Annotated in this window: 28 protein-coding genes; all 28 read left to right on the forward strand. The window is 39.6% G+C overall.

Features of this window, described 5'->3' with window-relative positions:
• The first annotated feature begins 36 nt into the window (after nt 1–36).
• The 28 genes from rpoC (at nt 37) to secY (ending at nt 20,957) form a co-directional block, all read left to right on the forward strand.
• Nucleotides 37–4,347, forward strand: a complete 4,311-nt coding sequence (rpoC, locus tag T7867_RS10140; protein WP_068221211.1) for a DNA-directed RNA polymerase subunit beta' — start codon at nt 37–39, stop codon at nt 4,345–4,347.
• Nucleotides 4,348–4,350: 3 nt separating this feature from the next.
• Nucleotides 4,351–4,674, forward strand: a complete 324-nt coding sequence (locus T7867_RS10145; protein ID WP_068221213.1) for a DUF3467 domain-containing protein — start codon at nt 4,351–4,353, stop codon at nt 4,672–4,674.
• 84 nt (nt 4,675–4,758) lie between these two features.
• On the forward strand, nt 4,759–6,996 hold the full coding sequence (locus T7867_RS10150; RefSeq protein ID WP_068221215.1) for a hypothetical protein: 2,238 nt from the start codon (nt 4,759–4,761) through the stop codon (nt 6,994–6,996).
• Between the two features lie 263 nt (nt 6,997–7,259).
• A complete protein-coding gene (rpsL, locus tag T7867_RS10155; RefSeq protein ID WP_068221218.1) occupies nt 7,260–7,640 on the forward strand; it encodes a 30S ribosomal protein S12 in 381 nt (126 codons plus the stop codon).
• Nucleotides 7,641–7,657: 17 nt separating this feature from the next.
• Nucleotides 7,658–8,125: a 30S ribosomal protein S7 gene (rpsG, locus tag T7867_RS10160; RefSeq protein ID WP_068221221.1), complete on the forward strand. Its 468-nt coding sequence runs from the start codon at nt 7,658–7,660 to the stop codon at nt 8,123–8,125.
• Between the two features lie 14 nt (nt 8,126–8,139).
• Nucleotides 8,140–10,239 carry an elongation factor G gene (gene fusA, locus T7867_RS10165; RefSeq protein ID WP_322299182.1) on the forward strand — a complete coding sequence of 700 codons (2,100 nt, stop codon included), beginning with the start codon at nt 8,140–8,142 and terminating at the stop codon, nt 10,237–10,239.
• A 19-nt stretch (nt 10,240–10,258) separates the two neighbouring features.
• Nucleotides 10,259–10,564, forward strand: a complete 306-nt coding sequence (gene rpsJ / locus T7867_RS10170) for a 30S ribosomal protein S10 (RefSeq protein WP_068221223.1) — start codon at nt 10,259–10,261, stop codon at nt 10,562–10,564.
• Nucleotides 10,565–10,775: 211 nt separating this feature from the next.
• Complete coding sequence (rplC, locus tag T7867_RS10175) at nt 10,776–11,408, forward strand: 50S ribosomal protein L3 (protein ID WP_068221224.1); 633 nt, start codon at nt 10,776–10,778, stop codon at nt 11,406–11,408.
• Nucleotides 11,409–11,412: 4 nt separating this feature from the next.
• Entirely contained in the window at nt 11,413–12,042 is a 630-nt protein-coding gene (gene rplD, locus T7867_RS10180) for a 50S ribosomal protein L4 (protein WP_068221225.1), read from the forward strand.
• A 7-nt stretch (nt 12,043–12,049) separates the two neighbouring features.
• Nucleotides 12,050–12,337: a 50S ribosomal protein L23 gene (gene rplW, locus T7867_RS10185; protein ID WP_068221227.1), complete on the forward strand. Its 288-nt coding sequence runs from the start codon at nt 12,050–12,052 to the stop codon at nt 12,335–12,337.
• A 10-nt stretch (nt 12,338–12,347) separates the two neighbouring features.
• A complete protein-coding gene (gene rplB, locus T7867_RS10190; RefSeq protein ID WP_068221229.1) occupies nt 12,348–13,169 on the forward strand; it encodes a 50S ribosomal protein L2 in 822 nt (273 codons plus the stop codon).
• Between the two features lie 6 nt (nt 13,170–13,175).
• Nucleotides 13,176–13,451, forward strand: coding sequence for a 30S ribosomal protein S19 (gene rpsS / locus T7867_RS10195; protein WP_068221231.1), 276 nt, complete (start codon nt 13,176–13,178; stop codon nt 13,449–13,451).
• Nucleotides 13,451–13,843, forward strand: coding sequence for a 50S ribosomal protein L22 (gene rplV / locus T7867_RS10200; protein WP_068221234.1), 393 nt, complete (start codon nt 13,451–13,453; stop codon nt 13,841–13,843). Before rpsS ends, rplV begins: the two co-directional genes overlap by 1 nt.
• A gap of 6 nt (nt 13,844–13,849) precedes the next feature.
• On the forward strand, nt 13,850–14,572 hold the full coding sequence (gene rpsC / locus T7867_RS10205; protein WP_068221236.1) for a 30S ribosomal protein S3: 723 nt from the start codon (nt 13,850–13,852) through the stop codon (nt 14,570–14,572).
• A 23-nt stretch (nt 14,573–14,595) separates the two neighbouring features.
• On the forward strand, nt 14,596–15,015 hold the full coding sequence (gene rplP, locus T7867_RS10210; RefSeq protein WP_068221238.1) for a 50S ribosomal protein L16: 420 nt from the start codon (nt 14,596–14,598) through the stop codon (nt 15,013–15,015).
• Nucleotides 15,016–15,017: 2 nt separating this feature from the next.
• Nucleotides 15,018–15,212: a 50S ribosomal protein L29 gene (gene rpmC, locus T7867_RS10215; protein WP_068221240.1), complete on the forward strand. Its 195-nt coding sequence runs from the start codon at nt 15,018–15,020 to the stop codon at nt 15,210–15,212.
• Nucleotides 15,213–15,219: 7 nt separating this feature from the next.
• Nucleotides 15,220–15,477: a 30S ribosomal protein S17 gene (gene rpsQ, locus T7867_RS10220; protein WP_068221387.1), complete on the forward strand. Its 258-nt coding sequence runs from the start codon at nt 15,220–15,222 to the stop codon at nt 15,475–15,477.
• Between the two features lie 2 nt (nt 15,478–15,479).
• On the forward strand, nt 15,480–15,848 hold the full coding sequence (gene rplN / locus T7867_RS10225) for a 50S ribosomal protein L14 (RefSeq protein WP_068221245.1): 369 nt from the start codon (nt 15,480–15,482) through the stop codon (nt 15,846–15,848).
• Nucleotides 15,849–15,850: 2 nt separating this feature from the next.
• Nucleotides 15,851–16,198: a 50S ribosomal protein L24 gene (gene rplX, locus T7867_RS10230; RefSeq protein WP_273515107.1), complete on the forward strand. Its 348-nt coding sequence runs from the start codon at nt 15,851–15,853 to the stop codon at nt 16,196–16,198.
• Nucleotides 16,191–16,751, forward strand: coding sequence for a 50S ribosomal protein L5 (gene rplE, locus T7867_RS10235; protein WP_068221249.1), 561 nt, complete (start codon nt 16,191–16,193; stop codon nt 16,749–16,751). Before rplX ends, rplE begins: the two co-directional genes overlap by 8 nt.
• 2 nt (nt 16,752–16,753) lie before the next feature.
• Nucleotides 16,754–17,023, forward strand: coding sequence for a 30S ribosomal protein S14 (rpsN, locus tag T7867_RS10240; RefSeq protein ID WP_068221251.1), 270 nt, complete (start codon nt 16,754–16,756; stop codon nt 17,021–17,023).
• Nucleotides 17,024–17,161: 138 nt separating this feature from the next.
• Nucleotides 17,162–17,557, forward strand: a complete 396-nt coding sequence (rpsH, locus tag T7867_RS10245) for a 30S ribosomal protein S8 (protein WP_068221253.1) — start codon at nt 17,162–17,164, stop codon at nt 17,555–17,557.
• Between the two features lie 11 nt (nt 17,558–17,568).
• Nucleotides 17,569–18,120 (forward strand): 50S ribosomal protein L6, encoded by a 552-nt coding sequence (rplF, locus tag T7867_RS10250; RefSeq protein ID WP_273515106.1) that lies wholly within the window; start codon nt 17,569–17,571, stop codon nt 18,118–18,120.
• A gap of 8 nt (nt 18,121–18,128) precedes the next feature.
• On the forward strand, nt 18,129–18,473 hold the full coding sequence (gene rplR / locus T7867_RS10255; protein ID WP_273515101.1) for a 50S ribosomal protein L18: 345 nt from the start codon (nt 18,129–18,131) through the stop codon (nt 18,471–18,473).
• Between the two features lie 18 nt (nt 18,474–18,491).
• The gene (gene rpsE / locus T7867_RS10260) at nt 18,492–18,995 is read left to right on the forward strand and encodes a 30S ribosomal protein S5 (RefSeq protein ID WP_394364970.1); all 504 of its coding nucleotides are present in this window, start codon (nt 18,492–18,494) and stop codon (nt 18,993–18,995) included.
• A gap of 4 nt (nt 18,996–18,999) precedes the next feature.
• Nucleotides 19,000–19,179, forward strand: coding sequence for a 50S ribosomal protein L30 (gene rpmD / locus T7867_RS10265; protein WP_068221261.1), 180 nt, complete (start codon nt 19,000–19,002; stop codon nt 19,177–19,179).
• Nucleotide 19,180: 1 nt separating this feature from the next.
• Nucleotides 19,181–19,627: a 50S ribosomal protein L15 gene (gene rplO, locus T7867_RS10270; protein WP_273273196.1), complete on the forward strand. Its 447-nt coding sequence runs from the start codon at nt 19,181–19,183 to the stop codon at nt 19,625–19,627.
• Nucleotides 19,628–19,631: 4 nt separating this feature from the next.
• Nucleotides 19,632–20,957: a preprotein translocase subunit SecY gene (secY, locus tag T7867_RS10275; protein WP_273273197.1), complete on the forward strand. Its 1,326-nt coding sequence runs from the start codon at nt 19,632–19,634 to the stop codon at nt 20,955–20,957.

Consider the following 20,957-nt stretch of genomic DNA (forward strand, 5'->3'; position numbering starts at 1 on the left):
TTTGGCTTCGGCCACAACAATTGAATCAAAAAAGCTATGGCATTTAAAAAGAATAGAAAACTTAACAACGACTTTAACAAAGTCACTATTAGCTTGGCTTCTCCGGAATCTATTTTGGAGTCTTCACATGGTGAAGTAACTCAACCGGAGACTATCAACTACAGAACTTACAAGCCAGAAATGGGTGGTTTGTTCTGTGAGAGAATCTTTGGTCCTGTGAAGGACTGGGAATGTCATTGTGGAAAATATAAGAGAATCAGATATAAGGGTATTATCTGCGACCGTTGCGGTGTTGAAGTAACAGAGAAGAAGGTTCGTAGAGAAAGAATGGGACACATCGAGTTGGTGGTTCCTGTTGCTCATATCTGGTATTTCAAATCTCTTCCTAACAAAATTGGTTACCTGCTTGGCTTGCCAACCAAGAAGCTGGATCAGATTATCTACTATGAAAGATACGTTGTAATTCAGCCAGGTATCAAAGAAGAGGAAGGCATCAGCTACATGGATTTCTTAACTGAAGATGAGTATCTAGATATTCTAGATAAACTTCCTCGTGAGAACCAAATGCTAGATGATGAAGATCCACAGAAATTCATCGCGAAAATGGGGGCTGAAGGTCTTGAAATGTTGCTTTCAAGATTGCAGTTAGACGAAATGTCTTACGCACTTCGTCACCAGGCAGCTACAGATACCTCTCAGCAAAGAAAGGCAGAGGCCTTGAAGAGACTAAGAGTAGTAGAAGCATTCCGTGATGCAAAAACTAGAATCGAGAATCGTCCTGAGTGGATGATTATTAAGATGGTCCCTGTAATTCCACCAGAATTGAGACCATTGGTTCCACTAGACGGAGGTAGATTTGCTACTTCAGATTTGAACGATCTGTATAGAAGAGTGATCATTAGAAACAACCGTTTGAAGCGTCTGATAGATATCAAAGCACCAGAGGTGATTTTGAGAAACGAAAAGCGTATGCTTCAAGAGGCGGTAGATTCACTATTCGATAACTCTAGAAAAGTAAATGCGGTAAGATCTGATGGAAACAGAGCACTTAAGTCTTTAAGTGATATGCTTAAAGGTAAGCAAGGTCGTTTCCGTCAAAACTTGTTGGGTAAAAGGGTTGACTACTCTGGTCGTTCGGTGATCGTAGTAGGCCCTGAATTGAAACTCCATGAGTGTGGTCTTCCTAAAGATATGGCTGCTGAGCTGTTCAAACCATTCATTATCAGAAAGCTGATTGAAAGAGGTATTGTAAAGACAGTTAAGTCGGCTAAGAAAATTGTTGATAGAAAAGATCCTGTGGTTTGGGATATCCTTGAAAATGTATTGAAAGGACACCCTGTACTACTTAACCGTGCTCCTACGTTGCACAGATTAGGTATTCAGGCATTCCAACCAAAACTGATCGAAGGTAAAGCTATTCAGTTACACCCATTAGTATGTACAGCATTTAACGCTGACTTTGATGGTGACCAGATGGCTGTTCACGTACCACTAGGTCATGATGCGGTGTTAGAGGCAAGTATGCTAATGCTTTCTTCTCACAACATCCTTAACCCTGCGAATGGTAATCCAATTACGGTACCTTCTCAAGACATGGTTTTGGGTCTTTACTATGTAACTAAAGGTAGAAGAAGTACTGACGACTTCAAGGTTGAAGGAGAGGGTATGAGATTCTACTCTGCAGAAGAAGTAATCATTGCCTTGAATGAAGGTAAGCTTTCTAAGCATGCATACATTCATGTGAAAACTAAAGTTCGTGAGAACGAAGAGTTAGTAGAGAAGGTGATTGAAACTGTGGCTGGTAGAGTATTATTCAACCAAACTGTTCCTGAAAAGGTAGGTTTTGTGAATGAACTTTTGACCAAGAAAAAGCTTCAGAAGATTATTCAGAATGTAGTTAATATTTGTGGTGTTGCAGAAACTGCAAGATTCCTAGATGATATTAAAGAGCTTGGTTTCCAAATGGCGTACCAAGGTGGTCTTTCAATGGGTCTAGATGATATCCACATTCCAGATAACAAAGACGGCCTTATTGAAAGTGCCAAAGAAGAGGTAGATGCTGTATGGCAAAACTACTTAATGGGTCTAATCACAGACAACGAGAGATACAACCAGGTAATTGATATCTGGACTCGTGTGAATACTAGGTTGACTAATGGATTGATGCAAGAGATGGAGGAAGACCGTCAAGGTTTCAACTCAATCTATATGATGATGCACTCAGGAGCTCGTGGTTCAAGAGAGCAGATTCGTCAGTTAGGTGGTATGAGAGGTCTAATGGCGAAGCCACAAAAGAACCTTGCAGGTTCTGTAGGAGCTATTATTGAGAACCCGATTCTTTCGAACTTTAAAGAGGGCCTTGATGTATTGGAGTACTTTATTTCAACTCACGGTGCTCGTAAAGGTCTTGCCGATACCGCCCTTAAAACAGCGGATGCTGGTTACCTAACCAGACGTTTGGTAGACGTTGCTCAAGACTGTGTAGTTAATGAAGAAGACTGTGGTACATTAAGAGGTCTGACAGTTTCTGCCCTAAAAGACAACGAAGATGTTGTAGAAGCTCTTTCTGAAAGAGTGTTGGGTAGAGTATCTGTTCATGATATTTATGATCCTATTACAGAAGAATTGATCATTGCTTCTGGTGACGAGTTCACTGAGAAAATTGCTGAACAACTCGATGAGTCTGCAATTGAAGAAGTAGAGATCAGATCTGTATTGACTTGTGAGTCTAAGAAGGGTGTTTGTTCTAAGTGTTATGGTAGAAACCTTTCAACCAATAAAATGGTACAGAGAGGTGAATCAGTTGGTGTAATTGCTGCTCAGTCTATTGGTGAGCCAGGTACTCAGCTTACACTAAGAACCTTCCACGTGGGTGGTACTGCCTCGAACATTGCTGTAGACGCAATGATTCAGGCGAAGTTCGATGGTGTTATTCAATTCGAAGAGTTGAGATCACTTCCTACTACAGACGATGAAGGCAATAAGATTGACATTGTAATGGGACGTACTGGTGAAATCCAAGTGATCGATCCTAAGTCTAAGAAAGTGTTGATCTCTAATCACGTTCCTTACGGTGCCGTATTGAAGGTGAAAGAGGGAGATAAAGTAGAAAAGGGTCAAGAGCTTTGTAAGTGGGATCCATATAACGCTGTAATTCTTTCAGAGTTTGACGGTTCTATTGAGTTCGATGCTATTGAAGAAGGTATTACCTTCAAAGAGGTATTCGATGAACAAACTGGTCACAGAGAGAAAGTAATCACCGATACTAAAGACAAGAATAAGAACCCTGCGGTAGTTGTAAACTATAAAGACGATTCTAAGTCTTACAACATTCCTGTAGGCGCTCACTTGGCTGTAGAGATTGGAGATAAAGTGAAAGTTGGTCAGCCATTGGCTAAGATTCCTAGAACTATGGGTAAATCGAGAGATATTACTGGTGGTCTTCCTAGGGTAACAGAATTGTTTGAGGCTAGAAATCCTTCTAACCCAGCTGTAGTTTCTGAAATCGATGGTGTAGTAACATATGGTGGTATTAAGAGAGGTAACCGCGAAATCTTCGTAGAGTCTAAAGACGGTGTGAAGAAGAAGTACATGGTGCCACTTTCTAAGCACATCCTTGTTCAAGACAATGACTTTGTGAGAGCTGGTTATCCATTATCTGATGGTGCCATCACTCCAAACGATATCTTGAATATTCAGGGACCAACTGCTGTACAAGAATACTTGGTGAACGAGATTCAAGAAGTATACAGACTTCAGGGTGTGAAGATCAATGATAAGCACTGTGAGGTTATTGTGAAGCAAATGATGCAGAAGGTAGAGATCATGGATGCTGGTGATACGCAGTTCCTTCCTGGTCAGGTAGCAGATAAATTCGTCTTCATGGAAGAGAATGATGCTATCCTTGATATGAAGGTTGTATCTGATGCAGGTGATTCAGAAAACCTTAAACCAGGTCAGATTGTGAGCCCAAGAGAGCTAAGAGATGAGAACTCGAGCTTGAAGAGACGCGACTTGAAATTGGTAGAGGTAAGAGACGCTCAACCAGCTGTATCTAAGCCTAAGTTGCAGGGTATTACTCAGGCATCTTTGGGTACTGATAGCTTCATTTCAGCAGCTTCATTCCAGGAAACTACTAAAGTATTGAGCGAGGCCTCTATCAAAGGAAAAGCTGATACATTAAACGGATTGAAAGAAAACGTAATTGTTGGACACTTGATCCCTGCTGGTACAGGAATGAGAGAGTATGATAATCTAATTGTTGGTAATAAAGAGGAATTAGAAACTCTTGAGGCCGCACAAGAAGCTTATCAGTCTGAGTCTTCAGAACAAAAAGTAGAGCTTTAAGCCATGGCTGAAAAGGACGAGCAAAAGCAACAGAACCAATTGAATATTGAGCTGTCGGAAGAAGTTGCCGAAGGCCAATATGTCAACTTAGCGATGATTGCTCACTCGAACAGCGAGTTTGTAATAGATTTTATAAAGATGATGCCTGGAGTGCCAAAGGCTAAGGTTAAGTCTAGAATTGTTATAACTCCTGAACATGCCAAACGCTTGTTATATGCTTTGAAGGATAATATCGATAAGTTCGAAGATCACTTCGGAGAGATAAAACAGGCTGATGCTCCACCTAAATTTCCGATGAATTTCGGGGGTACAGTCGGAGAGGCTTAAAGTCAAATATGAATAGGAAAAAGAAAGGGTTGCAAAAGCGACCCTTTTTTTATATTCTTATTTTTTTGCACAATACTAATTGATATGGAATTAGCCAAACTGATTAAGGCTTTTGGTTATGTTACTTCGGAAAATAGAGATGAAGCACTTGCGAACCTCATTGAATACGTTGTTTATACCCTAGACTCACCTCAGGATATAGCTGCTATTTGTGATTTTATAAAATTGGAATTTGACGTTCAGTTTGACCCTGCTGAATTAAAAAGTGTGGCCTCACAAATGCTAAAGAAGGGTAATCTAGAAAGAATAGCAGATGCCAAGTTTAAACTTTCAGATTCAAGAGTTGCTGATTTAAGAGCTCATAGCAGAAGTATTGCTTTAAGGCAAGAGGAAAGGCAAAAACGGATAGGGAAGTATATTGATGAAATTGACTCTTCTAATCTAGCTCCAGAGGTACACAAAAAAATCCTTATTTCATTTACTCAATACATGTATGAATGCTTCTATGAGTATGGAAGAAGAGCAGTAAATATTATATCAGGTGAACTGACTGAGGTTGAAAGGAGGACTAAGCATCAAATATTAAAACCATTCATTGATAGTTTTAGCCCCAATGAAAAACGTGTTTTTACAGACTTGGTCGAGCATTTCACTGATGTGATGAATTCAGATGATTTAGATTACTTGCAGAAACTAGCGTACAAGGCTGAATTATTCTTTTCTCTAGGGATGGATAAGGAGACTTATGAAAGAGCTAGCGAATTTAATTTTATGGATTGGGTTGTCTTCTTGGATACCAACTTTCTATACTCAATCCTCAATTTGCATAAACACGATGAGGATGATGCTTGCAATCAAATTGTCAGAATAATTAGAGATCATAAATTAAACATCAGATTAACTTATATACCTGATACTCGTCAAGAATTACTCAATAAAAAGAAAGATTTTGATAAAAACATTGCAAGGACAAGTTTCACTAAGCATCAAATAAGTGCCCTGCTATCATCTGGTAATCTTGACGGTTTCTCTAAGAAATATTATGAGCAGAAGTTAGAGTATGGTGATGAAACTCCGCATCCTACTGAAATTATTGATCATCATATTGCCTCCCTTAAAGAAAAAGGCGTATTAATTTATAACTCGAACTTTAAAAGTCTAAGAGAAGAGAGTGGGTATCAACATATAATAAATGAAACAAGTGCATTTAAGGAGTACGAGAAGTTTAGAAATGAAACTAGAGTCGAAAAAGGGTTAGATTATAAACAACCTAAAGACGACCATCTCTTAGAACATGACGTATTCTTGCGTGAAGCTATTTTGTTTTTAAGAGGTACTAAGGCTGTATCAATGAATGATGTAAAGTACTATGGATTAACTCTTGATAAAACTTTGATAGGGTTTGATAAATATAGACTAAGAAGTGATAGAACAGTTTATGTGCCAGTGTTTTTTTTGCCGAGCTTTCTTCTAGGGAAGCTACTGAGGTTTATACCTCTTCCTACGGACGATTATAAAAAAGCATTTATCTCTGCTCTTTCAAGCACGGCTTTCGATACAAACTCTAATCATTCTGTGGCTGTGCAACAATCAGCACAAAAATTTAAATTAATGGGTATCAATGATGAAAGGGTGATGCTCAGTTGTATGGCAGACAACGTGTTTCTTGAGCAATTTTCTCAATTAGAAGAATCAGAACAAGTTCCTTTTATTGAATCTCAGTTGAATAGAAAACATAAATCAATGCATGATGAGATGTCAGAGTTAAGGGGAAAGCTTGAAGAAAGAGAAGGTATGGTAAGTGAGGTTTCGAAAATAAGCGCTTCTAAGGATGAGGATTTGAAAAGATTAAAGGCAAGAATTAAGGTGTTGGAAGAGGATCAAGGACTGTTTATTCAAGAACTTAAGAAGTTAACTACTCCAAAAGCAGAGATTCGAACCCAACCTGAGACACCACTTTTTTCTGATACTCAAGACTCAAATTTTGAGGAAGCCGTTGAAAGTGAATTGGAGGAGGAAGGTTCTGAAATAAATTCATTCCGGACAGAATCGAGTCCCATTCAGAAGGGGCAGTATTATATACTTGCCTTGATGCTGATTATTGGTCTTCCTATAATTGTCGCTTCAATAATGATTAAGGAGTATATTTATTTAGCATTTATCGGGGTTCCAACTGCAGTTGTTATTTCAGTTGCAGGTCTTTTCTTTGATATTCGAAAGTCAATCAAAACGAGGATTTGGTCTGGCCTATTACTTGTCATAATTTATACACTCATTCTTTTTTCAAATTGGAATTTGTTTTTTAATCCTCCTTTGCAATAGTATGGAGCCTATGTCAAAATGCGTAAGATGATATAGAATCTGGTTCAAAAATCTTAGTATACCACATAAGGTTGTGAACGCCTAATGTTGCACAGATTGATGCGGAGGCAATGAAATTCTCTTATCCTCAATAGCCCGACTACCTTTTAATCGCTTCATCGTCATGATTTTAATTTACTTTTCTCTATTTGTTCTTAAGAATCCTTTCACTACCTTTGCAGTCCAAAATTTGTAACTAGGAAATAAAATCTAAAATTCTGTAAATGCCTACTATACAACAACTAGTAAGAAAGGGCCGTAAGAAATTGACTTCGAAGTCAAAGTCTCCAGCTTTGGATAGCTGCCCACAGAGAAGAGGGGTTTGTACTAGGGTGTATACAACTACTCCAAAGAAACCTAACTCAGCTATGAGAAAAGTAGCAAGAGTAAGGTTGACTAACGGAAAAGAAGTGAACGCCTACATCCCAGGTGAAGGTCACAACCTTCAAGAGCACTCAATTGTATTGATTAGAGGAGGTAGAGTAAAAGACCTTCCAGGTGTGAGATATCACATCATCCGTGGAGCTTTGGATACTGCCGGTGTAAATGGTCGACTGCAAAGAAGATCTAAATACGGTGCCAAAAGACCAAAAGACAAAAAATAAGATAACACTATTTAATAATGAGAAAAGCTAAACCAAAGAAGAGATATATTCTTCCTGACCCGAAGTTCGGAGATACTTTGGTAACGAAGTTCGTGAACTACCTTATGGTGGACGGTAAGAAGAGTATTGCCTACGGAATTTTCTATGATGCAGTTGCATTGGTAGAAAAGCGTACTGGTGAGAATGGTCTTGAGACTTGGAAAAAAGCATTGAGTAACATCATGCCTTCTGTCGAAGTAAAGTCAAGGAGAGTAGGTGGTGCAACCTTTCAGGTGCCTACCGAAGTTAGACCTGCCAGAAAAACATCACTAGGAATTAAGTGGATGATTTCTTTCTCAAGAAAGAGAGGCGAGAAAACCATGACAGAGAGATTGGCTGGAGAAATCATTGCCGCTTCTAAAGGAGAAGGTGGTGCCGTGAAGAAGAAAGATGATACTCACAGAATGGCAGACGCTAACAAAGCATTTTCACACTTTAGATTTTAATTCCTAAACAAATCATGGCAAGAGATTTAAGATTAACTCGGAATATCGGTATTGCAGCCCATATTGATGCGGGTAAGACAACTACTACCGAGCGTATCCTTTATTATACAGGTGTTTCTCACAAAATTGGTGAGGTTCACGATGGTGCTGCTACCATGGACTGGATGGAGCAAGAGCAGGAGAGAGGTATTACCATTACTTCTGCTGCTACAACAGTGTTCTGGCCTTATAAAGATGAAGAGTACCACATTAACATTATTGACACTCCTGGTCACGTTGACTTTACCGTAGAGGTAAACAGATCGCTTCGTGTATTGGATGGTCTAGTGTTTTTATTCTCTGCAGTAGATGGTGTTGAGCCTCAGTCAGAAACTAACTGGAGACTTGCAGATAACTATAAAGTAGCAAGACTTGGTTTTGTGAACAAGATGGACCGTGCAGGTGCTGATTTCCTTGCTGTTTGTAAGCAGGTGAAGGAAATGTTAGGTACTAAGGCTGTTCCTCTTCAGTTACCTATCGGTGCTGAAGATACATTCAAAGGAGTGGTAGACTTAGTAGAGAACAAGGCAATTGTTTGGAATGAGGAAGATCAAGGTATGACTTATAGCGAGATCGACATTCCTGAAGATATGGTTGATGATGTTGCTGAGTACAGAGAGTATCTGTTGGAAGCCATCGCTGAATATGATGATACTTTGATGGAGAAATTCTTCGAAGATCCAGATTCAATCACCAAAGACGAGATCTTAGCTGCTTTAAGACAGGCAACAATTAACTTGGACTTCGTTCCAATGCTTTGTGGTTCTGCCTTCAAAAATAAAGGTGTTCAGTCAATGTTAAACTACGTGATGGAGCTTCTTCCTTCACCGTTAGATAGAGATAACATTGTTGGTACCGATCCTGATACCGAAGAGAAGATTACAAGAAAGCCAGATCCAAACGGTCCGTTTGCTGCTTTGGCATTTAAAATTGCAACAGACCCATTCGTAGGTCGTCTTTGCTTTGTAAGATCTTACTCTGGTATGCTAGATTCAGGTTCTTATGTGTACAACACAAGGACTAATAAGAAAGAAAGAATTTCTAGAATCTTCCAAATGCACGCTAACAAGCAGAATGCTATTGAGAAATTGCACGCTGGTGATATCGCTGCTGTGGTAGGGTTTAAAGATATTAAGACGGGTGATACACTTTGTGATGAGAAGAATAGAATTGTTCTTGAATCTATGGTGTTCCCTGATCCTGTAATTGGATATGCTATTGAGCCTAAAACTCAGGCCGATGTAGACAAACTGGGTATGGCTATTGCCAAGCTAGTTGAAGAAGATCCAACTTTGACAGTAAATACTGACGAAGAAACTGGTCAAACAATCCTTAGAGGTATGGGTGAGCTTCACCTAGACATCATCATGGATCGTTTGAGAAGAGAATTCAAGGTAGAGGTTAATCAAGGTGCTCCTCAGGTTGCTTATAAAGAGTCGGTTAACTCACTAGTAGAGCACAAAGAGGTTTACAAGAAGCAATCGGGTGGTAAAGGTAAGTTTGCCGATATCGTATTCGAACTTAGCCCTGCCGATGATGAATTTGAGGGTTTAGGTCTTCAGTTTGTTAATGGAATTGTTGGTGGTGTAATTCCTAAAGAATTTATCCCAGCAATTGAGAAAGGCTTCAAATCTGCTATGGATAACGGTCCTTTGGCTGGTTACCCAGTAGAGAGAATGAAAGTTAGATTGTTCCACGGTTCATTCCACGATGTGGATTCAGATGCACTTTCTTTTGAAATGGCAGCAAGACTTGGTTTCAAAGATGCAGCTAGAAAGGCCACCCCTAAATTGATGGAACCAATTATGGCTGTAGATGTGGTAACTCCAGATGATTATACCGGATCTATCACTGGTGACTTGAACAGAAGAAGAGGTATTATGAAAGGTATGGATACCAAAGGTACTTCTACTGTAATTAAGGCTAGTGTGCCACTTTCAGAATTGTTTGGTTACGTAACAGATTTGAGAACAATGTCTTCTGGTAGAGCAACTGCTTCTTTGACATTCTCTCACTATGATGTTGTTCCTAACAACATTGCTGAAGAAGTGATCAAAAAGACAAAAGGCGAATAAGCTGTAAATTTTTAATAAGATGACACAGAAGATAAGAATCAAATTAAAGTCATACGATCACAACTTGGTGGATAAGTCATCAGAGAAGATCGTGAGAGCTGTGAAAACAACTGGTGCTATTGTTAGCGGACCAATTCCGTTGCCAACAGTAAAAGAGAAATTTACAGTGCTAAGATCACCACACGTGAACAAGAAGTCACGTGAGCAATTCCAACTTTGTACTTACAAGAGATTAGTAGATATCTACTCATCTAGTGCAAAGACGGTAGATGCTTTGATGAAGCTTGAGCTCCCATCTGGTGTAGACGTAGAGATTAAGGTATAATTATATAATACTGAGAAATTAAGAGAGGCTGTTCTGCTTAGAATGGCCTCTTTTTTATGCATAGAGAGGGCTTTTTATTGTCAGTCAAACAGTTAGCTAAATATTTCTTAGAAATTCTAACGGTGCCGTTTGCTGCAGAATATTAATTTCCTATCTTTGCAGTCCGTTTCTCGGAAGCGCTAGATTTGTAGCGTTTAAAAAGAATTAAAAGATGTCTGGAATAATCGGAAAAAAAATCGGAATGACTAGCATCTATGGTGCCGATGGACTTAGTGTCGCATGCACGGTTATAGAAGCTGGTCCTTGCGTAGTTACGCAAGTAAAAAATGAGGAAACAGACGGATACAGAGCTGTACAACTTGCTTACGGTGAGCGTAAAGAAAAAAATACGCCAAGTTCGTTGAAAGGGCATTTCAAAAAAGCCAATACAACGCCTAAGAAAGAAGTGGTTGAGTTTCGAGATTTCCGTGAAGAATTCGAAGATAAAGTCGTTCTAGGAAACGTCATCAATGTGGGTGATGTGTTTGAAGAAGGCGATTTTGTTGATGCTATTGGAACCTCTAAAGGTAAGGGTTTCCAGGGTGTGGTTAAAAGACACGGCTTCGGTGGTGTTGGTCAAGCTACGCACGGTCAGCACAACAGAATGAGAGCTCCGGGTTCTATTGGTGGTGCCTCTTATCCTGCTAGAGTATTTAAAGGTACTCGTATGGCTGGAAGAATGGGTAACGACAGAGTGAAGGTTTTGAACCTGAAAGTGATGAAAGTAATGCCTGAAAAGAATCTTATCGTAGTGAGTGGTTCTGTTCCAGGTGCTAAGAATTCAATCGTAGTACTAGAGAAATAAGAAGATGGAGATTTCAGTATTAAAAAATAGTGGAGAAGACACTGGAAGAAAGATTACTCTTTCAGACGATATCTTCGGTATTGAGCCAAACGATCATGCCATCTACTTAGATGTTAAGCAATACTTGGCGAATCAGCGTCAAGGAACTCATAAGTCTAAGGAAAGAAATGAAATTGCTGGTTCTACGAAAAAGATAAAGAGACAAAAGGGTACTGGTACTGCGAGAGCAGGTAGTATTAAGTCTCCTATATTTAGAGGTGGAGGTAGAGTATTCGGTCCTCAGCCTAGAGATTACAGCTTTAAGCTGAACAAGAAATTGAAGTCTTTAGCTAGAAAGTCTGCATTGGCTTATAAAGCGAAAGACAATGGTTTAGTAGTGTTAGAAGATATCAACTTCGAATCTCCAAAGACCAAAGATTTCGTAAAAGTTCTTAATGGCCTTTCTGTGGCTGACAAGAAAACTCTTTTGGTTCTTCCTGATTCGGCTAACAAGAATGTTGTGCTTTCAGGTAGAAATGTGAAGAATGCTAAAATTACAACGGCTGACTCATTGAACACTTATGATGTGTTGAACGCTGATAGCCTATTGATTAGCGAAAGTTCAATTGAAAAGCTTGAAAACCTTCTAAAGTAATCTGAAGATGAGTGTTTTAAAGAAGCCATTAGTAACTGAGAAAGTATCGGCCTTAAACGAAAAAGGTAAGTACGGTTTTATTGTAGACCTGAATGCCAATAAAGTTGAAATTAAGAAGGCTGTAGAAGATATGTACGGTGTAACCGTAGAAGATGTTAATACCATGAAGTATCAGGGTAAAGACAAATCGCGCTACACTAAGTCCAGAATCATTTCTGGTAGAGCAAGTTCGTTTAAGAAAGCAATTGTAACTGTTGCTGAAGGAGAGGTAATCGATTTTTATAGCGGCATTTAATTGAAGTAAGATGGGTGTAAAGAAATTAAGACCAATGACCCCCGGCACAAGAGGCCGTATAGCTCCAGACTTTGCTGATGTAACAACATCAACTCCTGAAAAGTCTTTGCTTGCTCCTCTTAAGAGATCTGGAGGTAGAAACAATACCGGTAAAATGACCATGCGCTACATGGGTGGTGGTCACAAAAGAAAACTGAGAGTTATCGATTTCAAAAGAGATAAATTCGATGTGCCGGCTACAGTTAAAAGCATTGAGTACGATCCGTCTAGAAGTGCCAGAGTTGCATTGCTTTATTACGCGGATGGTGAGAAAAGATATATAGTCGCTCCTCAAGGATTAGAAGTTGGCCAGCAGATTGTATCTGGTGAAGCTGTTGCTCCTGAGGTTGGAAACGCTCTTCCTTTGTCAAAAATTCCTTTGGGTACTATTATCCATAATGTGGAGTTTAAGCCTGGTAAAGGTGCTGCTTTGGCAAGAAGTGCAGGATCATATGTTCAGTTGGTTGCTAGAGAAGGGAAATACGCTACTGTAAAGCTTCCTTCAGGCGAGCAAAGAAACATCTTATCTACATGTATGGCTACTATTGGTGCCGTAGGTAATGCTGAACACATGAACGTGAGGTTAGGTAAAGCTGGTAGAAAGAGATGGTTAGGAAGAAGACCTAGAGTAAGAGGTGTGGTAATGAACCCGGTAGATCACCCAATGGGTGGTGGTGAAGGTAGATCATCTGGAGGTCATCCAAGATCTAGAAAAGGCCTTTACGCTAAAGGTCAAAAAACCAGAACTCCTAAGAAATACTCGAATAGACTAATAATCGGTAAAAAGAAATAATCTAGCATGGCACGTTCATTAAAAAAAGGACCATATATCGATTTTAGATTGGCAAACAAAGTCGATGCGATGGAAGAAACTGGCAAGAAGTCAGTTATCAAAACCTGGTCTAGAAGATCTATGATCTCTCCAGATTTCATCGGCCACACATTTGCAGTTCATAACGGAAATAAATTCATCCCTGTGTTTGTTACTGAAAACATGGTAGGACACAAGTTTGGTGAGTTTGCTCCGACAAGAAACTTTAGAGGTCACATTGCTAAAAAAGATAAGAAGAGATAATGGAAGCTGTTGCAAAACTTAACAATGTTCCAACTTCTCCTCGTAAGATGAGAATGGTCGCTGATATGATCAGAGGCGAGCGCGTGAATACTGCGTTGAACATCTTGAAATTCGAGCCGAAGGAAGGCGCTGCTAGGCTACAGAAATTGTTGCTTTCAGCAATCTCTAACTGGCAAGCTAAAAACGAAGATGAGAGACTTGAAGACGCAGATCTTTTTATTAAAGAAATTCGCGTTGATGGTGGCAGAATGTTAAAGAGATTAAGACCTGCACCTCAAGGTAGAGCTCATAGAATTAGAAAAAGATCAAATCATGTGACCATCGTAGTTGATTCAAAGAATTCAACCGAGGTTACCGCTGAAGAAGTAATAAATAACGAAACTGATAATTAAAAACAGATGGGACAAAAAGTTAACCCTGTTGGTTTCAGATTAGGAGTTGTACGTGGCTGGGATTCTAGCTGGTACGGTGGAAAAGACTTCTCTGATAAACTGGTTGAAGATCAGGAGATCAGAAAATATATCGATGCCCGAATTCCTAAAGGTGGTATCTCAAAAGTTATAATTGAGAGAACTATCAAAAGAATCACCATTACTGTTCATACTGCCAGACCTGGTGTTGTAATCGGTAAAGGAGGGCAAGAAGTTGATCGTATTAAAGAAGAGTTGAAGAAGCTTACTGGAAAGGACGTTCAAATCAACATCTTCGAAATCAAGAGACCTGAGCTAGATGCAAAATTGGTGGGTGAGTCAATCGCTCAGCAGTTGCAAGCAAGAATTTCCTACAGAAGAGCTATGAAGCAAGCTATTGCTTCTGCTGTTAGAGTAGGTGCTCAAGGTATCAAGGTTAAATGCTCTGGTCGTCTTGGTGGTGCTGAAATGGCAAGAACTGAGATGTACAAAGAAGGAAGAATTCCTCTTCATACATTAAGAGCAGATATTGATTACGCTATCTCTGAGGCCGACACTGTTTACGGTAAAATCGGAATCAAGGTATGGATTTTCAAAGGCGAGGTTTACGGTAAGAGAGACTTATCTCCAAACGTTGGTAACCCTAATCAAATGGGTGGTGGCGACCGTAGAGGTGGTGCTAGAAGACCTAACCGTAATAAAAAGAAGTAACCCAACTGTAAAAAGGAGAGAAGATGTTACAGCCTAAAAGAACCAAGTTTAGAAAAATGCAGAAAGGTCGCATCAAAGGTGTGGCCGGACGTGGACATACATTGGATTTCGGAACCTTCGGTATCAAGTCTCTTGAGCCAGGTTGGATTACAAGCCGTCAGATCGAAGCTGCTCGTATTGCTATGACGAGAGCAATGAAAAGAGAAGGCCAAGTATGGATTAGAATATTCCCGGACAAGCCTATTACTAGCAAGCCTGCTGAAGTAAGGATGGGTAAGGGTAAAGGTGCTCCTGAATATTGGGTAGCTGTTGTTAAACCAGGTACAGTGCTTTTCGAAGCAGCTGGTGTAAATGTTGAATTGGCGAAAGAAGCCTTGAGACTTGCAGCTCAGAAGTTGCCTCTTTCTACCAAATTTATTGTTCGTAGAGATTACGTGGCATAGTTATGAAGAATTCAGAAATCAAGGCGCTCACTGTAGAGGAGCTTAGAGAAAAGATAAATACGGAAGTTAGCGGTCTGCAGAAGTTAAACTTTGCACATGCTATTTCTCCTATTGAAAATCCGATGAAAATCAGACATTCAAAACGTCTGATCGCGAGATTGAGAACAGAGTTAAGGGCTAAGGAACTTGCTAACTAATATGAGCATGGAGACCAGAAATCTTAGAAAAGAGAGAGTCGGGGTAGTAACAAGCAACAAGATGGATAAGACCATCACTGTAGCTGTTCAGAGAAAAGAGAAGCACCCGATCTATGGTAAGTTTGTTAAGAAAACAACAAAATTTGCCGCTCATGACGAAAAGAATGATTGTGGTATCGGAGATACCGTGAAGATCATGGAGACTCGTCCGCTGAGTAAAAACAAGCGTTGGAGACTAGTAGAAATTATTGAAAGAGCCAAGTAATCATGATTAGACAAGAATCAAGACTAAGCGTTGCCGATAACAGTGGTGCTAAAGAGGTGCTCTGTATTCGTGTACTTGGTGGTACTAAAAAGAAGTACGCCACAGTAGGTGATAAAATTGTGGTTTCAGTAAAATCTGCTCATTCTTCAAGTAACCTCAAAAAAGGAACTGTTTCTAAAGCAGTAATCGTAAGAACCAAAAAAGAGGTAAGAAGAAAAGACGGATCTTATATCCGTTTTGAGGATAATGCTGCAGTGTTATTGAATAATAACGATGAACCAAGAGGTACTCGTATGTTCGGACCTGTAGCCAGAGAGTTGCGTGAAAAGCAATTTATGAAGATTGTTTCATTGGCTCCTGAAGTATTGTAATCATGGATAAGAATCAAACAGTTGTGAAAAAGCTTCATGTGAGAAAAGGCGATACCGTTAAGGTGATCTCTGGTAATAGCAAAGGCAAAACCGGGACAGTTCTTGAGGTAATCCCTTCAAAATATAGAGCTATTGTAGAAGGTGTAAACGTTGTCTCCAAGCATATTAAACCTTCGGCTTCCAATCCAAATGGTGGTATTGAGAAGACAGAAGCTTCTATTCATCTTTCTAACCTAATGGTAATAGATCCTTCATCAGGTGATGCAACCAGAGTAGGTAGAAAAGCTGATGAAAATGGAAAACTTGTTAGATACTCTAAAAAATCTGGGGAGGTAATTAAAAATGGCTAGTCCGAGATTAAAAGAAACATATAGCAAGGAGATTGCTCCTGCGCTAAAGGAGAAATTCCAGTACACCAGCGTTATGCAGGTGCCAAAAATCACCAAGGTTGTACTTAACAAAGGTATTGGTGCTGCTGTAGCCGATAAGAAATTGGTAGATGTAGGAGTAGAAGAGCTAACTACCATTACTGGTCAGAAGGCTGTTCCAACTGTTGCTAAGAACTCCATCTCAAACTTTAAGTTAAGAGACGGTATGCCAATTGGTGCAAAAGTTACATTGCGCGGTGATAGAATGTACGAATTTATCGACAGGCTTTTGAATATCGCTCTTCCTCGTGTAAGAGACTTCAGAGGTGTAAAAGATAAAGGTTTCGATGGACGTGGTAACTACACTTTAGGTATCAAGGAACAAATTATCTTCCCTGAGATCTCTATCGAGAAAGTGAATAAAATCACTGGTATGGACATTACGTTCGTTACCACAGCAAATACTGATGAAGAAAGTTATGAGTTGCTAAAGGCTATGGGAATGCCTTTCGCTTCTGGTAAAAAACAAGACTAATTATGGCAAGAGAAGCAGTAAAAGCTAGAGAAAGAAAAAGAGAGAAACTTGTAGCTCGCTATGCTGAGAAAAGAGCAAGGCTTAAAGCTGAAGGTGATTACGAGGGTCTTGATAAGTTGCCAAGAAACGCATCGCCCGTAAGACTTCACAATAGATGTAAGCTTACTGGTAGACCTAAAGGTTACATGCGTAAGTTCGGCATCTCTAGGGTAACTTTTAGAGAGATGGCCTCTGCAGGTAAAATACCTGGAGTGACTAAAGCAAGCTGGTAATCTTTCTTTTTATATCTGAAAATTATTAATACCTTTGCAGGCCGGTTTCGGCCGGAAGGTATTTAACATTTTATAAAGGGTATTCTTGGGAGATATCGCCAAGGTACACACGCCTAAAGGGCGTAAAACATTTTAAAAATGACTGATCCAATAGCAGATTATTTAACGCGTTTAAGAAACGCTATTAAAGCAAGGCATAGGGTTATCGAAATTCCTGCTTCGAATGTGAAGAAGGAGATGACTAAAGTGCTTTTTGACAAAGGCTACATCTTGAACTACAAGTTTGAAGATGATGGTGTTCAAGGTAAGATTAAAATAGCCTTGAAATATAATTCGCGTACTAAAGAGCCAGCGATTATAAAGCTGGAAAGAATCAGTAAACCTGGTTTGAGAAAGTACGCTGGTGCTGGAGAGCTTCCAAGAGTATTGAATGGTCTTGGTATAGCTATTATTTCTACTTCTAAAGGTATTATGACCGATAAGGAAGCAAGAACTCAGCACATTGGTGGAGAAATATTGTGTCACGTATACTAGATTATAGATAGATGTCACGAATTGGTAAAAAACCGATTAATCTTCCTTCGGGAGTGTCTGTAGACGTAGCTGCATCAGCGGTTACTGTTAAAGGGCCGAAAGGAGAATTGACTCAGGCGATAGACCCTGACTTTAAAGTATCTGTTGAAGAGGGTGTTGTCTCGATAGAGAGGCCTACAGACCAGAAAAGACATAAGTCTCTTCATGGTCTTTACAGAGCTTTGATTAACAATATGGTAGTTGGTGTTCATTCAGGTTACACCAAAGAGTTGGAACTAGTAGGTGTAGGTTATAAAGCCGCTGTTGCAAATAATGTGTTAGAGCTTAACTTGGGTTACTCTCACAATATTTATCTTCAGGTTCCTCAAGAGGTTTCTGCTGATGCCAAAATGGAGAAAGGTAAAAACCCAATTGTTACTCTAAGCAGTAGCGATAAAGAATTGATTGGACAAGTAGCTGCTCAGATCAGATCACTTAGAAAAATTGAGCCTTACAAAGGTAAAGGTATCAAGTTTGTTGGTGAGAAGATTAGAAGAAAGGCTGGTAAAACTGCTGCTAAATAAAAGTTATCATGGCTATTAGTAAGAGTAGACTTAGAATTAAGAGAGGTATCAGAAAAAAGATTTCTGGATCGGCAGTTAGGCCTAGAATCTCTGTTTTCAAGAGCAATACAAGGATATACGCTCAAATCATAGACGATGAGCAAGGACACACTCTAGTGTCGGCTTCATCTGCTGAGCTTGGTGCTAAGAAAAACACCAATATTGAAGTAGCTAAAGAAGTTGGTAAGAAGTTAGCTGAAAAGGCTGCTGCTAGCGGAATTAGTGAAGTAGTATTTGATAGAAATGGATATATCTACCACGGTAAAGTGAAAGCTTTGGCAGATGGTGCCAGAGAAGGTGGTCTTAAATTTTAATTAGAGATGACACAAAAAATGAACAGAGTTAAGGCTAGTGACATCGACTTGAAAGAAAAAGTTGTTGCCATTAAGCGTGTAGCTAAAGTAGTAAAAGGTGGTAGAAGGTTCAGTTTCTCTGCAATTGTAGTAGTAGGTGACGGAAACGGTGTTGTTGGTTACGGTTTAGGAAAAGCTAACGAGGTAACCGATGCTATCACTAAAGGTATAGATGATGCTAAGAAGAACTTGGTAGAGGTTCCAGTATTTAAGGGTACTGTTCCTCATGAGACTCTTGGTAAGTTTGGTGGTGGTTTCGTTCTTGTGAAGCCTGCATCAGAAGGTACTGGTGTAATTGCCGGTGGTGCAATGCGTGCTGTATTTGAATCAGCGGGTATTCACAATGTACTTGCTAAGTCAAAAGGTTCTTCAAACCCACACAACGTGGTTAAGGCTACTTTCGATGCTTTATTGCAAATGAGAGACCCTTACACTGTGGCTGAGCAAAGAGGTGTTGGATTAGATAAAGTTTTTAACGGGTAAGAAGATGGCGAAGGTTATTATTACACAAACTAGAAGCACCATAGACAGACCTGAGAGACAGAAGAGAACTATTCAGGCACTCGGCTTGGGCAAAATCAACAGATCTGTAGAAGTTGAAATGACTCCTCAGATTGCTGGAATGATTGATAAAGTAAATCACCTTGTATCTGTAAAGGAAGCATAAGATGAAACTGAATACATTAAAACCTGCAGAAGGTTCTACAAAATCAGATAAAAGAATTGGTAGAGGTCAAGGATCCGGTAGAGGTGGTACTTCTACAAGAGGTCATAAAGGAGCTAAATCAAGATCAGGTTATAAAACCAAGTCTGGTTTCGAAGGTGGTCAGATGCCACTTCAGAGAAGAGTTCCTAAATTCGGTTTCACTAATCCTAACAGAGTAGAGTATAAGGCTATTAACCTAGATACACTACAACAGTTGGCAGATCAGTCTGGCGAGTCTAATATCACTGTAGAAGTATTAGCTTCTCATGGTTTAGCCGCTAAAAATGACTTGATCAAAGTTTTAGGCCGAGGCGAATTGAAATCAAAGGTAGACGTGACAGCTCACAAATTCTCTGCATCTGCTGAGGCAGCTATAGAGAAAGTTGGCGGAACTGTTACAAAGCTGTAATCAGATGAAGAAATTCATAACTACGATAAAGAACATTTTTTCCATTGAGGAATTAAGAAACAGGATCCTGGCTACGCTAGGATTCCTTGTCATTTTCAGACTTGGATCATTCGTGGTTCTACCAGGTGTAGATCCTACTATGTTGAATGATGCAGACAGTGGTATTCTTGGTATCCTTAATACTCTTTTAGGAGGCTCATTTAGTAGAGCTTCTATTTTTGGTTTAGGTATTATGCCTTACATCTCTGCTTCCATTGTGATTCAGTTGATGACTGTGGCTGTCCCTAGTTTCCAGAAGATGCAAAAAGAAGGAGAGTCTGGAAGAAAGAAATTGACTCAGATCACGAGAGTGCTAACTATATTGGTTACTCTTGCTCAGAGTGTAGGGTATTTGAGAGTGACTATTCCTAGTGAAGCAATCTCTCCGAATATCGATCCTACATTCTTCATGATCTCTTCAATGGTTCTTTTAACCTCAGGTACAATGTTCTGTATGTGGTTAGGTGAGAAAATTACTGATAAGGGTATCGGAAACGGTATTTCAATGTTGATCATGATCGGTATTATCTCTAGCCTACCAGGTGCTGCGTGGTATGAATTTGTTACTACAAATGGATTAAGCAGAGCATTATTCTCTGTAGTTGAAATACTTGTATTGTTCGGTGTTGTAATCGTAACAGTAGCGTTAGTACAAGCTGTAAGAAGAATTCCCGTACAATATGCTAAGCAGGTTGTAGGAGGTAAAGTATATGGCGGCCAGCGTCAGTTTATACCTTTAAAGGTTAACGCTGCTGGGGTTATGCCAATTATTTTCGCTCAAGCCTTAATGATTCTGCCAACATTGATTGGTCAGATTTGGCAAGAAGAAAGTGATTTAGCACTTAGAGTGGCAAATGTTTTCTCTAATCCTTATTCATGGCAGTACACTGTGGTGTTCGCTATTTTGATCATCGCATTTACTTTCTTCTATACAGCAATTACTGTTAACCCGTCTAGCATGGCGGATGATCTGAAGAGAAACGGTGGTTTCATTCCGGGTATTAAGCCAGGAAGACCAACTTCTGAGTTTATCGGAAGCGTTTTAGATAAAATCACTTTGCCAGGATCTATTTTCTTGGCTATTATCGCCATCCTTCCAACTTTCGCATACAATGCAGGAGTAGGGCAGCAGTTTTCATACTTCTACGGAGGTACATCATTGTTGATTATGGTTGGTGTGATCTTAGATACCTTACAGCAAATTGAAAGCTACCTACTGATGAGACATTACGAAGGAATGATGAAGTCAGGAAAAATGAGAGGTAGGTCTCAAAACATGGCTGTAGCGTAA

This window comes from Roseivirga spongicola, from assembly GCF_034376045.1.
GTDB lineage: Bacteria > Bacteroidota > Bacteroidia > Cytophagales > Cyclobacteriaceae > Roseivirga > Roseivirga spongicola.